Raw genomic sequence first — 14,576 nt, 5'->3', positions numbered from 1 at the left:
GGCGTTGACTTTTGGCACGCTGTTGAGTTCTCAAGGAACGGTCGCTTCCTTTGTACTCACCCTCTCGGGCTTTCCTCCGGGCGCTTCCCTTCGGTCTTGCGTTTCCGACTCTATCAGATCTTTCCGATCCGATTTCCTCGGTGCTTTCCAGGTTCCCGCTTCCGCGTTTCCCTTTCCGGCGGTTCCGACTTTATCAGAAGTTTTTGGCCGGTCTGACCGGCTGCTCATTTCCGATTCATCGGGAGGGGCTTCAATGAAAGCAACGCTTCATGAAGCAGATAGATGTTCACTGTCGCCGGTCTGGGACTGGAGCCCCATTTCCAGGCAACTGTTCTAATCTACCTCCCCGCACTCGCCGTGTCAACGGCTCCTGTGGGGCGAAGAGGAGACTAGCAGTTGAACGGACGTGGTCGCACATCCGCCGGTCGGCGGGACGATCAGGCGGCTGTCGGGACGGTCGCGCTGCGTTCCGTCGCCTCGACGTCTCCGCTCTCTCCCGCGCGGGCGGCCCGGCCGCCCAGGACGTAGACGTAGGCCAGGAAGGCCACTTCTGCGGCGACGCCGATGGTGATGCGGGCCCAGGTGGGGAGGCCCGACGGGGTGACGAAGCCTTCGATGGCGCCCGAGACGAAGAGGACGAGGGCGAGGCCTATGGCCATGCCTATGGCTGCGCGGCCTTCCTCCGCGAGCGCCGTGCGCCGTGTCCGCGGGCCGGGGTCGATGAGTGTCCAGCCGAGGCGCAGGCCCGTGCCGGCTGCGACGAAGACGGCGGTCAGCTCCAGGAGGCCGTGTGGGAGGACCAGGCCGAGGAACGTGTCGAGGCGGCCGGCCGAGGACATCAGGCCGACGCCGACACCGAGATTGAGCATGTTCTGGAAGAGGATCCAGAGGACCGGGAGCCCGAGGAAGACCCCGAGGATGAGACACAGGGCGGCGGCCCAGGCGTTGTTCGTCCAGACCTGGGCGGCGAAGCTGGCAGCCGGATGGCTGGAGTAGTACGTCTCGTACTGGCCACCGGGGCGGGTGAGCTCCCTCAGCTCGCTGGGAGCCGCGATCGCGGCCTGTACCTCGGGGTGGCTGCCGATCCACCAGCCCAGGAGGGCGGCGACGGCCGTGGACAGGAGGGCGGTGGGCACCCACCAGTGCCGTGACCTGTAGACGGCGGCGGGGAAACCGTGGGCGAGGAAGCGGGTGACGTCACGCCAGGAGGCGCGACGGGTGCCTGTCACGGCACTACGCGCGCGTGCCACGAGTTGGCTGAGCCGACCGGTCAGTTGCGGGTCGGGGGCGCTGGACTGGATGAGGGAGAGATGCGTCGCGGTGCGCTGGTAGAGGGTGACGAGTTCGTCGGCCTCCGCGCCGTCGAGGCGGCGCTGGCGGCGGAGGAGGGCTTCGAGGCGGTCCCACTCCGCTCGGTGGGCGGAGACGAAGACGTCGAGGTCCATCGGTGTGCCTGCTCCTCGGCTGGTCGTCGGAGGCTCGTCGTGGATCAGCTTGTCGTACTACGGTGCGATGCGCCCTCAGCTTGGCAGACTGGCCCTGTCGGGGGCAGGGCAGGGGAAGGACGGCGGCGTGAGTGAGCTGGTGACGGGCGAGGCTGTGGCGTTGGAGCTGCGCCCCGCGAGGCTGCCCAGCAGGGCGCTGGCCTTGCTGCTCGATCTGGTGGCGGCCATGGCGGTCTACGTCGCGGTGACCATCGTGCTGGTCACCTCCACGGCCTCCCTCGACGAGGCCGCGCAGACGGCGCTGTCCATCGCGTCGTTCGTTCTCGTGCTGGTGGGTGGGCCGATCGCGGTCGAGACGCTCAGTCACGGGCGCTCGCTCGGGAAGATGGCGTGCGGACTGCGGGTGGTGCGCGACGACGGCGGCCCCATTCGGTTCCGGCATGCGCTGGTGAGGGGCTTGATCGGGGTGATCGAGATCCTCATGACCTTCGGGATCGTCGCCTGCATCGCCTCGTTCGTGTCGGCGCGTGGGCGGCGGCTGGGAGACGTGTTCGCGGGGACGCTCGTCGTGCGGGAGCGGATTCCGGTCGCGCGGACCGGTTTCGTGCCGCCTCCTCCGCCCTGGCTGTCCGGGCGGTTCGCGGGGCTCGACCTGTCGGCGGTGCCCGACGGGTTGTGGCTCGCCGTCCGGCAGTACCTGACGCGCATGCAGCAGCTGGATCCGCAGGTGGGCTGGTCGATGGCGGAGCGGTTGGCGGCGGATCTGGCGGAGCGTACGGGGGCTCCGGTGCCCCACGGTGTGCCGCCGGCGGCGTATCTGGCGGCGGTCGTGCAGGAACGGCAGGCGCGGGAGGCCCGGCGGGCTTTCGGGAACGAGGCGGCCCCGGCGGCGACGTTCGCCCCTGTTCCCTTGCCCGGTGTCCCCGTGCCCGCCGATCAGGTGCCCGCCGTTCCCGTGCCCGGCGTCGCCGTGCCCACCGATCAGGTGCCCGCCGATTCGGGCGCGGCGGCCGATGCTCCTGCCGTGGACGGCGCCTCGGCCGGCTTCCGACCGCCGGCTGGGGCGGTGCCCGAGGTGGTGTCCCGGCCGTCCGACGCGCAGGGGAACGCAGAGCCGGCGGTGCCACCGGGGGTTTCGGCCGGCGAGCGACCCCGCACCGGGTTCGTGCCCCCGGCGTAGGGCAGGGCGGGGCAGCGGGCGCCGGCGGAACGCGGCTGCCTGCTCAGGTGAACACCGACGGCGGTGATTCCAGGTCTTCGAGCTCGATGCCGGGGGCCGCGAGCACCACGTCCCCGGCGATGTGCACGGTGTGCTGCTCGCCTGTGTCCAGAGCTGTGACCTGGTATTCGTCCACGGTCAGGGGGCCGTTGTCAGTGGCGTGTGCTTCGCTTTTCAGCAAGGTCCAGGACTGATCCACGGTGCGGGGGGCGAGGACCGGGTCCGTGAAGGCGACGAGGCGTACGCGGGTGGCCGCTGTGGAGGGGGTGAGGCGCAGGAGACGGGCGGTGGCGACGAGGAATGCCGGGGAGGTGCCGGTGAAGGCGTGGGCGCGCACATTGCCTTCGGTGGCCTCGGTCCCGGTGGGGTCGGTGCGGACCCAGGTGACGCCGTCGAGGGCTGCGCCGCGGACCTGCCAGGCGGCGGCGTGGAGTTCCAGGCGGATGGGTCGGCCCAGTTCGTCGAGGGTGAGGTCGACGGAGCCGTGGTGATCGCCTGCGGGGGTGGTCAGCTGGGAGACGTAGCGCCATCCGGAGGGGCCGGGGGCGCATTGGAAGTGTTCGTCCGCGAGGGGGGTGTGATCGTGCGGATCGTGGAGCGAATAGCGGCCGCGGGGCATGGGGGTCCTGGGTCCTGACGGGCTGGGCCGGTCGCCGGCCGGGCGAACGGGGCAGGCCCCCGGCACGGGGGTGCGGGGGCCTGCCTCGGGGATCTGACCGGTCACCGGCCGGCCGGCAGCGGTGCTGCTGGCTCAGTGGCGGTAGCGGCTCAGTAGCGGTAGTGGTCCGGCTTGAACGGGCCCTCGACCTTCACGCCGATGTACTCGGCCTGCTCGGGGCGGAGCGTCGTCAGCTTCACGCCGAGCGCGTCGAGGTGGAGGCGGGCGACCTTCTCGTCGAGGTGCTTGGGCAGCACGTAGACGCCGGTCGGGTACTCGTCGGGCTTGGTGAACAGCTCGATCTGGGCCAGGGTCTGGTCCGCGAAGGAGTTGGACATCACGAACGAGGGGTGGCCGGTGGCGTTGCCCAGGTTCAGCAGGCGGCCCTCGGACAGGACGATGATCACCTTGCCGTCGGGGAACGTCCAGGTGTGGACCTGCGGCTTGACCTCGTCCTTGACGATGCCGGGGATCTTGGCGAGGCCGGCCATGTCGATCTCGTTGTCGAAGTGGCCGATGTTGCCGACGATGGCCTGGTGCTTCATCTTGGCCATGTCCGCGGCCATGATGATGTCCTTGTTGCCGGTCGTGGTGATGAAGATGTCTGCCTTGTCCACGACGTCGTCGAGGGTGGCGACCTGGTAGCCGTCCATCGCGGCCTGCAGGGCGCAGATCGGGTCGATCTCGGTGACGATCACCCGGGCGCCCTGGCCGCGCAGGGACTCCGCGCAGCCCTTGCCCACGTCGCCGTAGCCGAAGACGACCGCGGTCTTGCCGCCGATGAGGACGTCGGTGGCGCGGTTGATGCCGTCGATCAGGGAGTGGCGGCAGCCGTACTTGTTGTCGAACTTCGACTTGGTGACGGCGTCGTTGACGTTGATCGCCGGGAACAGCAGGACGCCGTCGCGCTGCATCTCGTACAGGCGGTGGACACCGGTGGTGGTCTCCTCGGTGACGCCGCGGATCTCCGAGGACAGCTGGGTCCACTTCTGGGGGTTCTCGCCCAGGGTGCGGGTCAGCAGCTCCAGGATGACGCGGTGCTCGTCGGACTCGGCCGTGTCGGGCGAGGGGACCTTGCCGTCCTTCTCGTACTCCACGCCCTTGTGGACGAGGAGGGTGGCGTCACCGCCGTCGTCCAGGATCATGTTGGGGCCGCCGGTGGGGCTGTCCGGCCAGGTCAGCGCCTGCTCCGTGCACCACCAGTACTCCTGGAGGGTCTCGCCCTTCCAGGCGAAGACCGGCACACCCTGCGGGTTGTCGGGCGTGCCGTTCGGGCCGACGGCGATGGCGGCGGCCGCGTGGTCCTGGGTGGAGAAGATGTTGCAGGAGGCCCAGCGGACCTGCGCGCCCAGGGCGACCAGCGTCTCGATGAGTACGGCGGTCTGCACCGTCATGTGCAGGGAGCCGGTGACACGGGCGCCGGCCAGGGGCTGCGCGTCGGCGTACTCCTTGCGGATCGCCATCAGGCCCGGCATCTCGTGCTCGGCGAGGGTGATCTCCTTGCGGCCGAACTCGGCCAGGGAGAGGTCGGCGACCTTGAAGTCCTGTCGGTTCTCGACAGTCGTCATTGCGAGCTGCTCCTCGGGGTGTGGGTCGAGGGTGGGTACGGCTGGTCTGCGCGGCGGCGGACACAGGGGTGCCCGAAAGAGGACACAGGCATGCCCGCGTACGCGCAGCGCAGTCCGTCGGAGGCCCTCTCTCCCTCGGCCGGTCCGCTTCGGGACCGCCCGACCGCCATCAGCAGCGACGTCTGGCTCCGTCCCAAGCTACACCGGGGGCGGGTGCGATCCCCAGTCCGTGCGCGAACACATCGAGCCGATCATGTGACGGACCGGAGGACGGACGGGGCGACGGGCGGGGTCGGGGACCCGATGGCGGGCGGCGTGGTCGGACCGGGAAGCCGGACGGGGCCCGCCGAGTGGTGCGGCGGGCCCCGTGGGCCGGAGAGGGAGGGTCAGTGTTCGGCGGGGTGGGGGGCGGGGCCGCCCGGGGCGGCCTCCGGGTCGGGGCCCTTGGCCGCTTCCTTCTCGCTGTAGATGTCCGGCTCCAGGTAGATCACGCGGGCGATCGGGACGGCGTCGCGGATACGGGCCTCGGCGGCGTCGATGGCGGTGGCGATCTCGGTGGCCGTGTCGTCGTGCTGGACGGCGATCTTGGCGGCGACGAGGAGTTCCTCGGGGCCGAGGTGGAGCGTGCGCATGTGGATGATGCGGGTGACCGTGTCGCCGTCCACGATCGCGGCCTCGATCTTCCGGGTCTCCTCGATGCCGGCGGACTCGCCGAGCAGCAGGGACTTGGTCTCGGCGGCGAGGACCAGGGCGATGAGGATGAGCAGGACGCCGATGCAGAGGGTGCCGATGCCGTCCCAGACGCTCTCGCCGGTCAGGAGGGCGAGGCCGACGCCGCCGAGGGCGAGGACCAGGCCGACGAGGGCTCCGAAGTCCTCCAGGAGGACGACCGGGAGCTCCGGGGCCTTCGCGCGGCGGATGAAGTCCTTCCACGAGCGCCCGCCGCGGAGGGTGTTGGACTCCTTGATGGCCGTGCGGAAGGAGAAGCCCTCGGCGATGATCGCGAAGACCAGGACGCCGACGGGCCAGTACCAGTGCGTCAGCTCGTGCGGGTGCTTGATCTTCTCGTAGCCCTCGTAGAGGGCGAACATGCCGCCGAGCGAGAAGAGCACGATGGAGACGAGGAAGGCGTAGATGTAGCGCTCGCGGCCGTAGCCGAAGGGGTGTTCGGGGGTGGCCTCGCGCTTGGCCTTCTTGCCGCCGACCAGGAGCAGCGCCTGGTTGCCGGAGTCGGCGACGGAGTGCACGGACTCGGCGAGCATCGACGACGAGCCGCTGAAGAGGAACGCCACGAACTTCGCCACCGCGATCGCGAGGTTGGCGCCCAATGCCGCCACGATCGCCTTGGTACCGCCTGACGCGCTCATATGTCCGCGTTGTCCCTTCGTACGCCGTTCCAGGGCCCGGGCGACCGCCATGGTGCGCGCCCGTGGCTTTGCCCGTGCTTGACGGTGGGCCATTGTTGCAGCCCGTCGTGACAGCGGTGAGTCAGGTCACCAGCACGGGGTTATCGAAACGGTCAGACGACGACGGTGGCCCGGAAAAGCGTTCCCGTTCCGGACACTTCGGCCTTTTCGCCGGCGGGGACGAAGACCGAAGCGCCGGGGGTGAGGTCGTGCTCGCCGGCCCGGACGGTGCCGGCCGTGCAGAGCAGGATCTGCGGGGTCGGGCGGGTGAGGTCGTGGGCGGCGCCCGCCTCGGGAAGGACGTAGCGGGAGAGGCGGAACTCGTCGATGGGGGTCTCGTAGACCTCCTCGCCGTCCGGAGAGGCCTCGGGGCGCAGGACGCCGGGGTCGCTGGGGAGGAAGCGGACGACGCGCAGGAGTTCGGGGACGTCGACGTGCTTGGGGGTGAGACCGCAGCGCAGGACGTTGTCGGAGTTGGCCATGATCTCCACGCCGAGGCCGTTCAGGTAGGCGTGCGGGACGCCGGCGCCGAGGTAGAGGGCCTCACCCGGCTGGAGCCGGACGTGGTTGAGCAGCATCGCGGCGAGGACGCCGGGGTCGCCCGGGTAGTGGTGGGCGATGTCGGCGTAGGGGGCGTAGGCGCCGCCGAGGCGGGTGCAGGCGGTCGCGGCCTCCGCCACCGTGCGGGACATCTCGTCGGGGTCGGCGGTGAGGATCGCCGTGAGGACCTCGCGCAGGGCGGCGTCCTCGGGGTGGGCGTGGAGCAGGTCGACGTAGGGCTTGAGGGAGTCGACCCCGAGGTCGTCGAGGAGAGCCGCTGCCGCCAGGGGGGCGCGGAAGCCGCACAGGCCGTCGAACTCGGTGAGGGCGCAGATCAGTTCGGGCTTGTGGTTGGCGTCCTTGTAGTTGCGGTGCGGGGCGTCCGCGGGGATGCCGCGCCGCTCCTCGTCGGCGTAGCCCTCCTGCGCCTGGGCGAGGTCGGGGTGGACCTGGAGGGAGAGCGGGGCGCCCGCGGCGAGGATCTTGAGGAGGAAGGGCAGCCGGGGGCCGAACCTGGCGACGGCGGCCTGGCCGAGTTCCTTCTCGGGGTCGGCGTCGACGACCTCGACGAGCGTGCCCCGGCCGGTGCGCGAGGGTGCGCCCGGGTGGGCGCCCATCCACATCTCCGCCTGCGGTTCGCCGGTCGGTTCGACGCCGAGCAGCTGCGGGATGGCGGTCGGGGAGCCCCAGGCGTAGGGGCGGACGGTGTTGTCGAGGCGGTCCATGGAGTTCTCTCTGCTGTGCGGGGGTGCGGGCGCGTCAGGGTGTCCCGGGCAAGATCAGGCCCTCGAGGCGAGCGCCAGGTAAACCGCGGCGAAATCCGTGATGGCGATCAGTTCGGCGAGGGTCTCCAGTTCGCCGCCGGCCTCCGGCTCGAGCTCGCTGATCGGTGTGTCGTGGCTGAGGGCGAGGTCGCGGGCGCCGGGTGCGGCGGTGAGGCCGCCGATGGGGCGGTCGCGCAGCAGCACCACACGCGCGTGCAGGGCGGGTGGTTCCTCGACGCGGTCGCGGAAGAAGTCGTCGGGGTCGGCGCTGGCGGCCAGGGGGCCGGCGAGCAGGGCGCCGTGGGCGGCGAGCGCCTCGGGCAGTTCGGCGACGACGGCGGGGGTGCCGGACAGCTCGGCGAGGGCTGCGGCGAAGCGGCGGCCCGCGGGCCCGGCCGAGGTGCCCTCGGTCCAGACGATGGGGAGCGCGTCGGCCAGTTCGGCGGCCAGGGTCTTGGCGGCGTTGCTGTACGTGGCGATGGCCGGGCCGCAGCGTTCGGCGACGCGGTCGAGCCGGTCGGCGACCTTGCCGAGGGCGTCCGGCGGGGCGGCGAGCACGCCCGTGCGGTCGAGGAGTGCCAGCAGCGGGGTGAGCAGGGCCCACAGGACGCCGGGGGCGGACGCGGCGAGCGGCTCGTCCTGGTCGTAGGGGGCGGTCGCCATGGGGACGAACATGCCGTGCGCGCCGGCGACGGCTTCGGCGAGCGGGGTGGGGGCGGGGGCCACGGCGACGACGGTGCAGCCGCGGCGGTACGCCTGCTCGGCGAGCAGCGACAGTCCGGGTTCGGTGCCGTCGGGAGTGGTGATCAGCAGGAGGTCCACGGAGCCGACCCAGCCTGGCAGTTCCCACCGCAGGGCTCCCGCGGCGGGGGCGACGCCGGTGGGGGCGAGGCGGGTGACGGGGCTGCCGGCGCCGGCGAGGGTGCCGATGAGGTCGGCGGCGTGGGTGGCGGCGGCACCCGGGCCGGCGATGAGGACCGCGCGGGGGCGGCCGTCCGGCTTGAGGTCGTTGACGCCGGCCTCTGCGGCATGGCGGGCGGCTGTGCGCACGCGGGCGCCGGCTTCCGCGGCGCCGCGGAGCAGCCCGCGGTGGTCGGCCTCGGCGAGGCCCTCCGGAGAGTCGAGCAGCGATTCGTCGAGCATGGGCGGCAGCTTCCCATCGCCGGGGTCCGTTGTGGGGTGTCCTGGATCGTGCCCGCTGGGCCGGGGGTCATGTGCACCGGGTGTCGCTCGAGTGCGGGAGACGGCGGTTGCCCGGCCGGCGGGGTTCCTGTGCACCGGGTGTCGCTCGGGTGCGGGTGAAGGCGGTTGCCCGGCCGGCAGCCGCTGTGCGCGGTGCCGGATCATGGATTTGGGCGCACTCCGGCGGTCACGCGGGGCGGCGGGCCTCGTCGACGAGCAGGACGGGGATGCCGTCGCGGACGGGGTAGGCCAGGCCGCAGTCGGCGCCGGTGCAGATCAGCTCGGCCTCCTGCTCCGTGAGGGAGGAGTGGCAGGCCGGGCAGGCGAGGATCTCGAGGAGGCTGAGTTCGAGCGGCATCGTGTGGTGTCCTTCACGGTCAAACGCAGGTAATCGGCGGCTTCGATCAGCCTATCGCCGGGCCTGCATGCACAGAGACAGAGCAGTACCCGGGATGGGCATCAGGATCCCGGGGGCTCAGGACTCGGGTGAACGCAGCACGCGGAGGTGCCCGCGCCGCGCGACCTCCCTCGGGTCGGCCCCGCGGCCCGCGCCGCCGGCCTCGGCCGCCCGCTCCTGCGGACGGGCCGCCTCGCGCACGGCGTTGGCGAGCGCTTCCAGGTCGTCACCGCTGGGGCGGGCCGGGGCCGAACCGTCGAGGAGCCGGACGACCTCCCAGCCGCGCGGGGCGGTGAGGCGCTCGGAGTGCTCGGCGCACAGGTCGTAGCAGTGGGGTTCGGCGTAGGTGGCGAGCGGGCCGAGGACCGCGGTCGAGTCGGCGTAGACGTACGTCAGCGTCGCGACGGCGGGACGGCCGCAGGCGGTGCGCGAACAGCGACGTACAGGGCTCACGATGTTGGACGGTACCGCACTCTTGAGCGGGCCGCGACGACTCTCCACCAGGTCACTCCCCCGTGTCGTGCTGTGAAACACCGCATACACCCCATCGGGCGCACCTTCCTGACCTGCCGGGACATCGGCGCCCGAGGTGGAGATCGACCCCGCAAGCGATCAAGAGTCATCACAAAACCATCAAATACCGTGAGGTCTCCGCTCTCGACGGGATACGGATTTGAGCCCAACCTTGGCTTGAATCGTCATGTAACGACATGACGCGCGGTGGCGGCCGGAAGCCGCCCGTGCCGTCGTGCGGTGCCGGACGCGGGGGCGCGGCGGGGACTACCCTTCACCAGTGATGGACAAGCCCGTATCGCCCCGTGCCGCCGCCCCCGGGCCCCGCCGTCGTGATCGCCACGGACGAGGCATGCGCGGCCCGATCGCACCTCCGCAGGTGCCGCTCGCCGCGAGCCGCGCGGAGGCGTTCGCGGATCTGGTGCAGGACTCCGTGGAGCGCCTGGAGCGGCGGTGGCCGCAACTCGCCGACATCGACTTCCTGGTCCTGGAGGTGCCGCGGCTCGACGGGCCCGGCCAGGCGTGGAACGACGAGGCCGTACCGCTCGGCGGCACGATCAGCGCGCGCGAAGGACGCCCCGCGCGCGTGGTCGTCTACCGGCGGCCGGTCGAGATCCGCACCAAGGGGCGCGACGAGCGGGCGGCGCTGGTGCACGAGGTCGTCGTCGAGCAGGTCGCCGAGCTCCTCGGGCTGACGCCGGAGACGGTGGATCCCCGGTACGGCGAGGACGGCTGAGACCGACGGGGGGCGGCGGGGAGCCCGCATCAGAGCATGCCGAGGAAGTCCAGACCTAGGTAGGCGAGGTCGACATCGGTGACATCACCCACCCTGAGTAGTCCCCGCAGTTGCTGTGGCCGGACGCTTAGCACCTCGATGAATTCTGTGTCTTCCGGCTGCGGCGGCTGTCGGAGGGTGCAGTTGCGGGCGATTGCGCAGAATTTCACCGCCGAACTGTACGAGTCGCCGAAACACCTCCCGACCACCTCCGTGTCTCCCTGGTACCCCGTCTCCTCCAGCAACTCGCGCTGCGCTGCGTCCAGGGGCGTCTCCTCGTCGTCGACGTAGCCGCCTGGCAGCTCATACACGAACTGGCGGGGACCGGGCCGGAACTGCCTGGTGAGGAGGATCTGGTCGTCATGAGTCAGGGCCAGGACCCCAACGCTCGGCCGGTCCTCGCGGACGCTGAAGGTGTCCACCGAGCCCGAGGGGAGGCGGTACCTCACCTCGACCACGGAGCGGCCGTACTTCTCGTACACCGTTGTCCGGGACAGCTCCTGCCAGTGTCCATCACAGCCCGGCGCTCCCCCGGACGCTCCGGCTTCGGTCACGTGGGGTCCAACGGAGCCAGCACCGGGAGGAGCGGATGCTCGGAGTCTGAGGCGAGTATGGCCTCGATGTACTCGGCGGTCTGCTCCCACCCGGCGACGGCCACGCACGGCACGCCCAGCTCCCGCACGGGGTAGTCGTTGCCGCCCTCGTCGAGCCGGTCACCGATGAAGAGAACGTCCTCGACGCGAAGATCGAGGAACTCCAGAAGCCGCAGCACGCCGTATGCCTTGTCGATGCCCTTCTTCGTGACATCGATGGACGTGGAGCCACCACTTCGGACCTCTAGATCGGGCAGTCGCGCCGCCACGTACTCCCGCAGAGCCCGACGGCGGGATCCGTCCGGGTCCCAAGCCGCCTTCGCCGCATGCGGAGCCTGTTGGCCGAGGGCGGAGAAGGTGACCTGGCTGCCACGATCCTCGATCACCTCTCCCCAGGTCTCCTCTGCCCACAGCCCCAGAAACTTCGCTCCGTCGGTCAGAGCGCTCACGATGAGTGACTTCTCTTCGTCCGAGAGGTTTTCGCAGTAGACGTCCCGCCAGCCGTCCACGTCCCATCTCAGGTAGCGCGTGCCGCAGGTCGGCATCAGGTGAAGGCGCTCGGCGAGTTGGGGAGTGAGCGACAACTCCTCCAGAACCTGCGTCTGGAACTGCTCGTAGCGGCCGCCGGAGATGATGCACACGTGCTTGTGGGCCAGGAGGCGCGTCAGGCACTGGGCCATCCGAGGAGTGATCTTCGCCTTGGACAGGGCCAGAGTGTCGTCCAAGTCGAACATCACGATGCGAGTCGACAGTACCAATGCGCCATCCTTCTCTTCATGCTCGTCGGCCCGGCGAGCTCACCTACGGTAGCTGAGCCTGATACTGCCGATCCTCGCCGCAGGCTTGACCAGAAACCCTTCCACGTGAGCAACGCCGCCCCCGCGCGGTTCCGGTCCGCGAAGACCGAGGGTCGGGTTGTCCGTGACAGCGAACAGGGTCGCAGCCCGGCTGGAACCCGGCTGGACCAGGTCCGCGCTCGTGTACTGGCGATCCTTGCACCAGCCCCCGGACCTGAGCGCAGCCTCCTCATCCTCGGAGAACTTGAACAGAGCGTCAAGGCTGGTCAGGCGCGGCTCCGCGCGTGGACCCGTCACCGAAGCCAGCCGGAACACGAAGCCGAGTTCCGGTGCCACGAGGTCCACCAAACCGGCGGCGAAAGCGAGCTCCGACAGACCGATGGCGCCGATCATGCTGTCGATCCTCGGCTCGCTCAGGCCGGCGAGTGACAACAGATAGGGCGGCTCCACGGTGACCCGCTCGGGTACGAGGACCTCACGCACCCGCCCCCTCATGAGGTCGACGAGAGTGCGGTGCATCGGCTTCGACGCAAGCGAGTGGGTGGAGATGGTCAGCTCGTCAGGGCGCTTCCCCGCGGCTGCGGCGATGCCCTCCAGCAGAGGGACGACGTCGTCCTCCGGCCTGGACATGATGTCGAGGTCGCGCAGTGCGCCTGTGGGTGCCAGCGCGGCATACGCTTGCAGGTCGGGAACCGGCCGGACGCCGCTACCGAAGCCGCCCAGGGCCAGCGCACCCGGCTGGTCCGTCGCGACGAGTTCGGTACCGTCCACATAGTCGAACACTCCATCAATCACGGGAGAGACGTCGCCCGGCAGGCCAAGCCACTGGCCGGTGTGGGCGCCCGGGCTGTCGTCACGCTCCCCCTCGCCCGCGGCGACGCGGATCCTGAAGGGGGCGCGGCCCAGGATCTTCTCCGCTGCCTCGGTGGCCGCGCCGTCCACTGCCACCTTGCGGTCGTTCAAGGACATGTCCTCGCCGAAACTCGCCCGGGCCTCGGCCGCTGCGAGGGCCGCGGAGGCCAGGGCGGCTACGAGGTAAGCGTCCTCCTCGTCCGCAGTCCCGTCCCGCGGCGCACGATCGTTCCCGCCGTCGGCCGCGGGGCCGTACCCGCCACCATGTGCCGCCGGCTGGTCCAACCACGTGATAGCGGCATGGGTCAACCGCTCATCGACGGCAAGGATCATGCTGCTCAGACTGTCGTCCATTGTCCCTCTTCCGTTGCCCCTCGGGGCGCATTCGACCGGCCGCCCTGGCGATGCCCGCCGCGGGCCAGTCTCACTCGACCCTGCGTCGCCGTACTCGCAGCAGCACCGCGAGCGGCACGAGAATCAGTGATGCCGACACGCCCAGCAGACCCCATCGGCGACTGTCCAGCCAGCCCGCCACCTGATCCACGAAATCGGGGATTTGCACGACGGCAAGGACGATTCCCATCACGGCGATCAAGGAGTCCCGCCGGTTCTTCTCCCGGTCCTCACGGACCCTCAGAAGACTCAGTGAGACTGTCTCGCATTTCTCCATGTCCCTGTCGAGGGTGGCGACTACCTGTTCGGTCGGCCGCTCCCGTTCCGCCCACTCGTCCAGGCGCCGGTTCCTGCTCTCGATCAGCTTCTCCCGGAAGCCGACGCACCGGTCGAGGAGTGCAGCGCGCTGGATCCTCCGGCGGGTCAGCAGGGATTGTTCCGTCGGGGATATGTCGTCGCGTATCGCCAGGTCCGCGAGCACCGACCGATAGCGGGTACTCAGGTCGTAGCAGACGATCCTGCGCAGGATGCCCAACGTCCACACGTAGATGGACGAGGAGTCGTATCCATATGCCGAGAGACGGAACTGTGACCTTCCCCGCAGCCACGCCGGCAGGTGCGCCATCTCCAGACAGCAGTCCGAGTTGACGAACACCATGTGGTCGTCGAAGAACGCCATACCCGTCCGCACGTGGCTGAAGACACTTTGCGGACTGCGCCGCAGCCACAGTCCGTGCTCCAAGAGATGATCCGTCGCGTAGGAGAGCAGCGCGGAGATCTCCCAGGCGTACAGCGCGGACTCGTCCATGCCCGCGTACATGCTCGTACTGACGCGGTCGCGCGTGCCGTCGAGATTCCACACTTGAATCGCGACAGACCCCTCCACGGCCCAGGTCTTCTCGATGTCGCTCGGCTCGATGCCGACGGCCCGAGCTAAGGCCTCGGAGGACTGCTCAGCGAGGATGCGCGAGGTGTCCGGGGCGCCGAGCAGCGAGATGAAACGCAGCAGCGTGTCAGTTGTCAGCGGGGTGGTGAGTTCGACGGCCGAGGTCTCCTGGGTGATCGGTCCGGGCACGGACAAGATGATGGGCAGGGCCGTCACTGCGTACTCCCCGCCGAGCGAGACCACCGCCTGCCGGAGCACGTCGGCGTGGCTGCTGCCCACCACGCGGGCGAGCGCCGCCGGCAGAGGCCCGCAATCGAACAGGGAGGAGTACACGAGCCCGGAACCGACCCGCACTTTCGTGCTGTACGAACGGTCGTCGTCGACCTCCGTCAAGCCGCCGGCTTCGAAAATCTGCGAAAAGTCGAGGCCCTCGGTCAGCCGATGTGCGAAATGCATGACGACGGAGCAGCCGCTGATGCGCAACCGGTCGGGGTCTGGTGGCGCGGGGACGTCAGCAGGGTCTGAGAGCACGGCGAACTGGTGGTCCACAGAAACTCCTTCAGCGACTGCTGCGGGCGAGTAGCGGCC

Annotated in this window: 14 protein-coding genes; 2 read left to right on the top strand and 12 right to left on the bottom strand. The window is 70.1% G+C overall.

Going from position 1 to position 14,576, the window contains the following annotated elements:
* Nucleotides 1-437: 437 nt before the first annotated feature.
* Complete coding sequence (locus AB0B29_RS11695; RefSeq protein WP_362237207.1) at nucleotides 438-1,445, bottom strand: stage II sporulation protein M; 1,008 nt, start codon at nucleotides 1,443-1,445, stop codon at nucleotides 438-440.
* 127 nt (nucleotides 1,446-1,572) lie between these two features.
* On the opposite strand from AB0B29_RS11695, the gene AB0B29_RS11690 reads away from it, so the two are divergent.
* The gene (locus tag AB0B29_RS11690; protein WP_362237205.1) at nucleotides 1,573-2,625 is read left to right on the top strand and encodes an RDD family protein; all 1,053 of its coding nucleotides are present in this window, start codon (nucleotides 1,573-1,575) and stop codon (nucleotides 2,623-2,625) included.
* Nucleotides 2,626-2,668: 43 nt separating this feature from the next.
* Here AB0B29_RS11690 and AB0B29_RS11685 read toward each other — a convergent pair whose 3' ends face one another.
* From AB0B29_RS11685 to AB0B29_RS11655, 7 genes are all read right to left on the bottom strand, one after another.
* Nucleotides 2,669-3,283, bottom strand: a complete 615-nt coding sequence (locus AB0B29_RS11685; RefSeq protein WP_362237202.1) for a hypothetical protein — start codon at nucleotides 3,281-3,283, stop codon at nucleotides 2,669-2,671.
* Between the two features lie 149 nt (nucleotides 3,284-3,432).
* Nucleotides 3,433-4,890 carry an adenosylhomocysteinase gene (gene ahcY / locus AB0B29_RS11680; RefSeq protein WP_362237200.1) on the bottom strand — a complete coding sequence of 486 codons (1,458 nt, stop codon included), beginning with the start codon at nucleotides 4,888-4,890 and terminating at the stop codon, nucleotides 3,433-3,435.
* Between the two features lie 386 nt (nucleotides 4,891-5,276).
* Nucleotides 5,277-6,257 carry a cation diffusion facilitator family transporter gene (locus tag AB0B29_RS11675; RefSeq protein ID WP_362237197.1) on the bottom strand — a complete coding sequence of 327 codons (981 nt, stop codon included), beginning with the start codon at nucleotides 6,255-6,257 and terminating at the stop codon, nucleotides 5,277-5,279.
* 152 nt (nucleotides 6,258-6,409) lie between these two features.
* A complete protein-coding gene (manA, locus tag AB0B29_RS11670) occupies nucleotides 6,410-7,561 on the bottom strand; it encodes a mannose-6-phosphate isomerase, class I (RefSeq protein WP_362237194.1) in 1,152 nt (383 codons plus the stop codon).
* Nucleotides 7,562-7,615: 54 nt separating this feature from the next.
* Nucleotides 7,616-8,743 (bottom strand): SIS domain-containing protein, encoded by a 1,128-nt coding sequence (locus AB0B29_RS11665; RefSeq protein ID WP_362237191.1) that lies wholly within the window; start codon nucleotides 8,741-8,743, stop codon nucleotides 7,616-7,618.
* A 226-nt stretch (nucleotides 8,744-8,969) separates the two neighbouring features.
* Nucleotides 8,970-9,140 carry a Trm112 family protein gene (locus AB0B29_RS11660; RefSeq protein ID WP_362237188.1) on the bottom strand — a complete coding sequence of 57 codons (171 nt, stop codon included), beginning with the start codon at nucleotides 9,138-9,140 and terminating at the stop codon, nucleotides 8,970-8,972.
* A 117-nt stretch (nucleotides 9,141-9,257) separates the two neighbouring features.
* Entirely contained in the window at nucleotides 9,258-9,680 is a 423-nt protein-coding gene (locus AB0B29_RS11655; protein WP_362237185.1) for a DUF3499 domain-containing protein, read from the bottom strand.
* A gap of 295 nt (nucleotides 9,681-9,975) precedes the next feature.
* Between AB0B29_RS11655 and AB0B29_RS11650 the strand changes: the two genes are divergently transcribed.
* Nucleotides 9,976-10,428, top strand: coding sequence for a metallopeptidase family protein (locus AB0B29_RS11650; RefSeq protein ID WP_362237182.1), 453 nt, complete (start codon nucleotides 9,976-9,978; stop codon nucleotides 10,426-10,428).
* 29 nt (nucleotides 10,429-10,457) lie between these two features.
* Here the strand turns inward: AB0B29_RS11650 and AB0B29_RS11645 are convergent, their stop codons facing one another.
* From AB0B29_RS11645 to AB0B29_RS11630, 4 genes are all read right to left on the bottom strand, one after another.
* Nucleotides 10,458-11,021 (bottom strand): NUDIX hydrolase, encoded by a 564-nt coding sequence (locus AB0B29_RS11645; RefSeq protein WP_362237179.1) that lies wholly within the window; start codon nucleotides 11,019-11,021, stop codon nucleotides 10,458-10,460.
* Entirely contained in the window at nucleotides 11,018-11,794 is a 777-nt protein-coding gene (locus tag AB0B29_RS11640; RefSeq protein ID WP_362237279.1) for an HAD-IIB family hydrolase, read from the bottom strand. Before AB0B29_RS11640 ends, AB0B29_RS11645 begins: the two co-directional genes overlap by 4 nt.
* 63 nt (nucleotides 11,795-11,857) lie before the next feature.
* Entirely contained in the window at nucleotides 11,858-13,063 is a 1,206-nt protein-coding gene (locus tag AB0B29_RS11635) for a fructose-bisphosphatase class II (RefSeq protein ID WP_362237176.1), read from the bottom strand.
* A gap of 70 nt (nucleotides 13,064-13,133) precedes the next feature.
* The gene (locus AB0B29_RS11630; protein WP_362237173.1) at nucleotides 13,134-14,537 is read right to left on the bottom strand and encodes a hypothetical protein; all 1,404 of its coding nucleotides are present in this window, start codon (nucleotides 14,535-14,537) and stop codon (nucleotides 13,134-13,136) included.
* Nucleotides 14,538-14,576 lie beyond the last annotated feature (39 nt).

Source organism: Streptomyces tibetensis, from assembly GCF_040647715.1.
In the GTDB taxonomy this organism is placed as follows: domain Bacteria; phylum Actinomycetota; class Actinomycetes; order Streptomycetales; family Streptomycetaceae; genus Streptomyces; species Streptomyces tibetensis_A.
The sequence above is the reverse complement of the archived record's forward strand: the minus strand, read 5'-3'. Positions and strand labels throughout refer to the sequence as shown.

What these genes read in the sequence shown, in the direction of transcription:
- AB0B29_RS11695 (WP_362237207.1), bottom strand. Translation starts at nt 1,445, where the DNA reads ATGGACCTCGACGTCTTCGTCTCCGCCCACCGAGCGGAGTGGGACCGC.
- AB0B29_RS11685 (WP_362237202.1), bottom strand. Translation starts at nt 3,283, where the DNA reads ATGCCCCGCGGCCGCTATTCGCTCCACGATCCGCACGATCACACCCCC.
- ahcY (WP_362237200.1), bottom strand. Translation starts at nt 4,890, where the DNA reads ATGACGACTGTCGAGAACCGACAGGACTTCAAGGTCGCCGACCTCTCC.
- AB0B29_RS11675 (WP_362237197.1), bottom strand. Translation starts at nt 6,257, where the DNA reads ATGAGCGCGTCAGGCGGTACCAAGGCGATCGTGGCGGCATTGGGCGCC.
- manA (WP_362237194.1), bottom strand. Translation starts at nt 7,561, where the DNA reads ATGGACCGCCTCGACAACACCGTCCGCCCCTACGCCTGGGGCTCCCCG.
- AB0B29_RS11665 (WP_362237191.1), bottom strand. Translation starts at nt 8,743, where the DNA reads ATGCTCGACGAATCGCTGCTCGACTCTCCGGAGGGCCTCGCCGAGGCC.
- AB0B29_RS11660 (WP_362237188.1), bottom strand. Translation starts at nt 9,140, where the DNA reads ATGCCGCTCGAACTCAGCCTCCTCGAGATCCTCGCCTGCCCGGCCTGC.
- AB0B29_RS11650 (WP_362237182.1), top strand. Translation starts at nt 9,976, where the DNA reads ATGGACAAGCCCGTATCGCCCCGTGCCGCCGCCCCCGGGCCCCGCCGT.
- AB0B29_RS11640 (WP_362237279.1), bottom strand. Translation starts at nt 11,794, where the DNA reads ATGTTCGACTTGGACGACACTCTGGCCCTGTCCAAGGCGAAGATCACT.
- AB0B29_RS11635 (WP_362237176.1), bottom strand. Translation starts at nt 13,063, where the DNA reads ATGGACGACAGTCTGAGCAGCATGATCCTTGCCGTCGATGAGCGGTTG.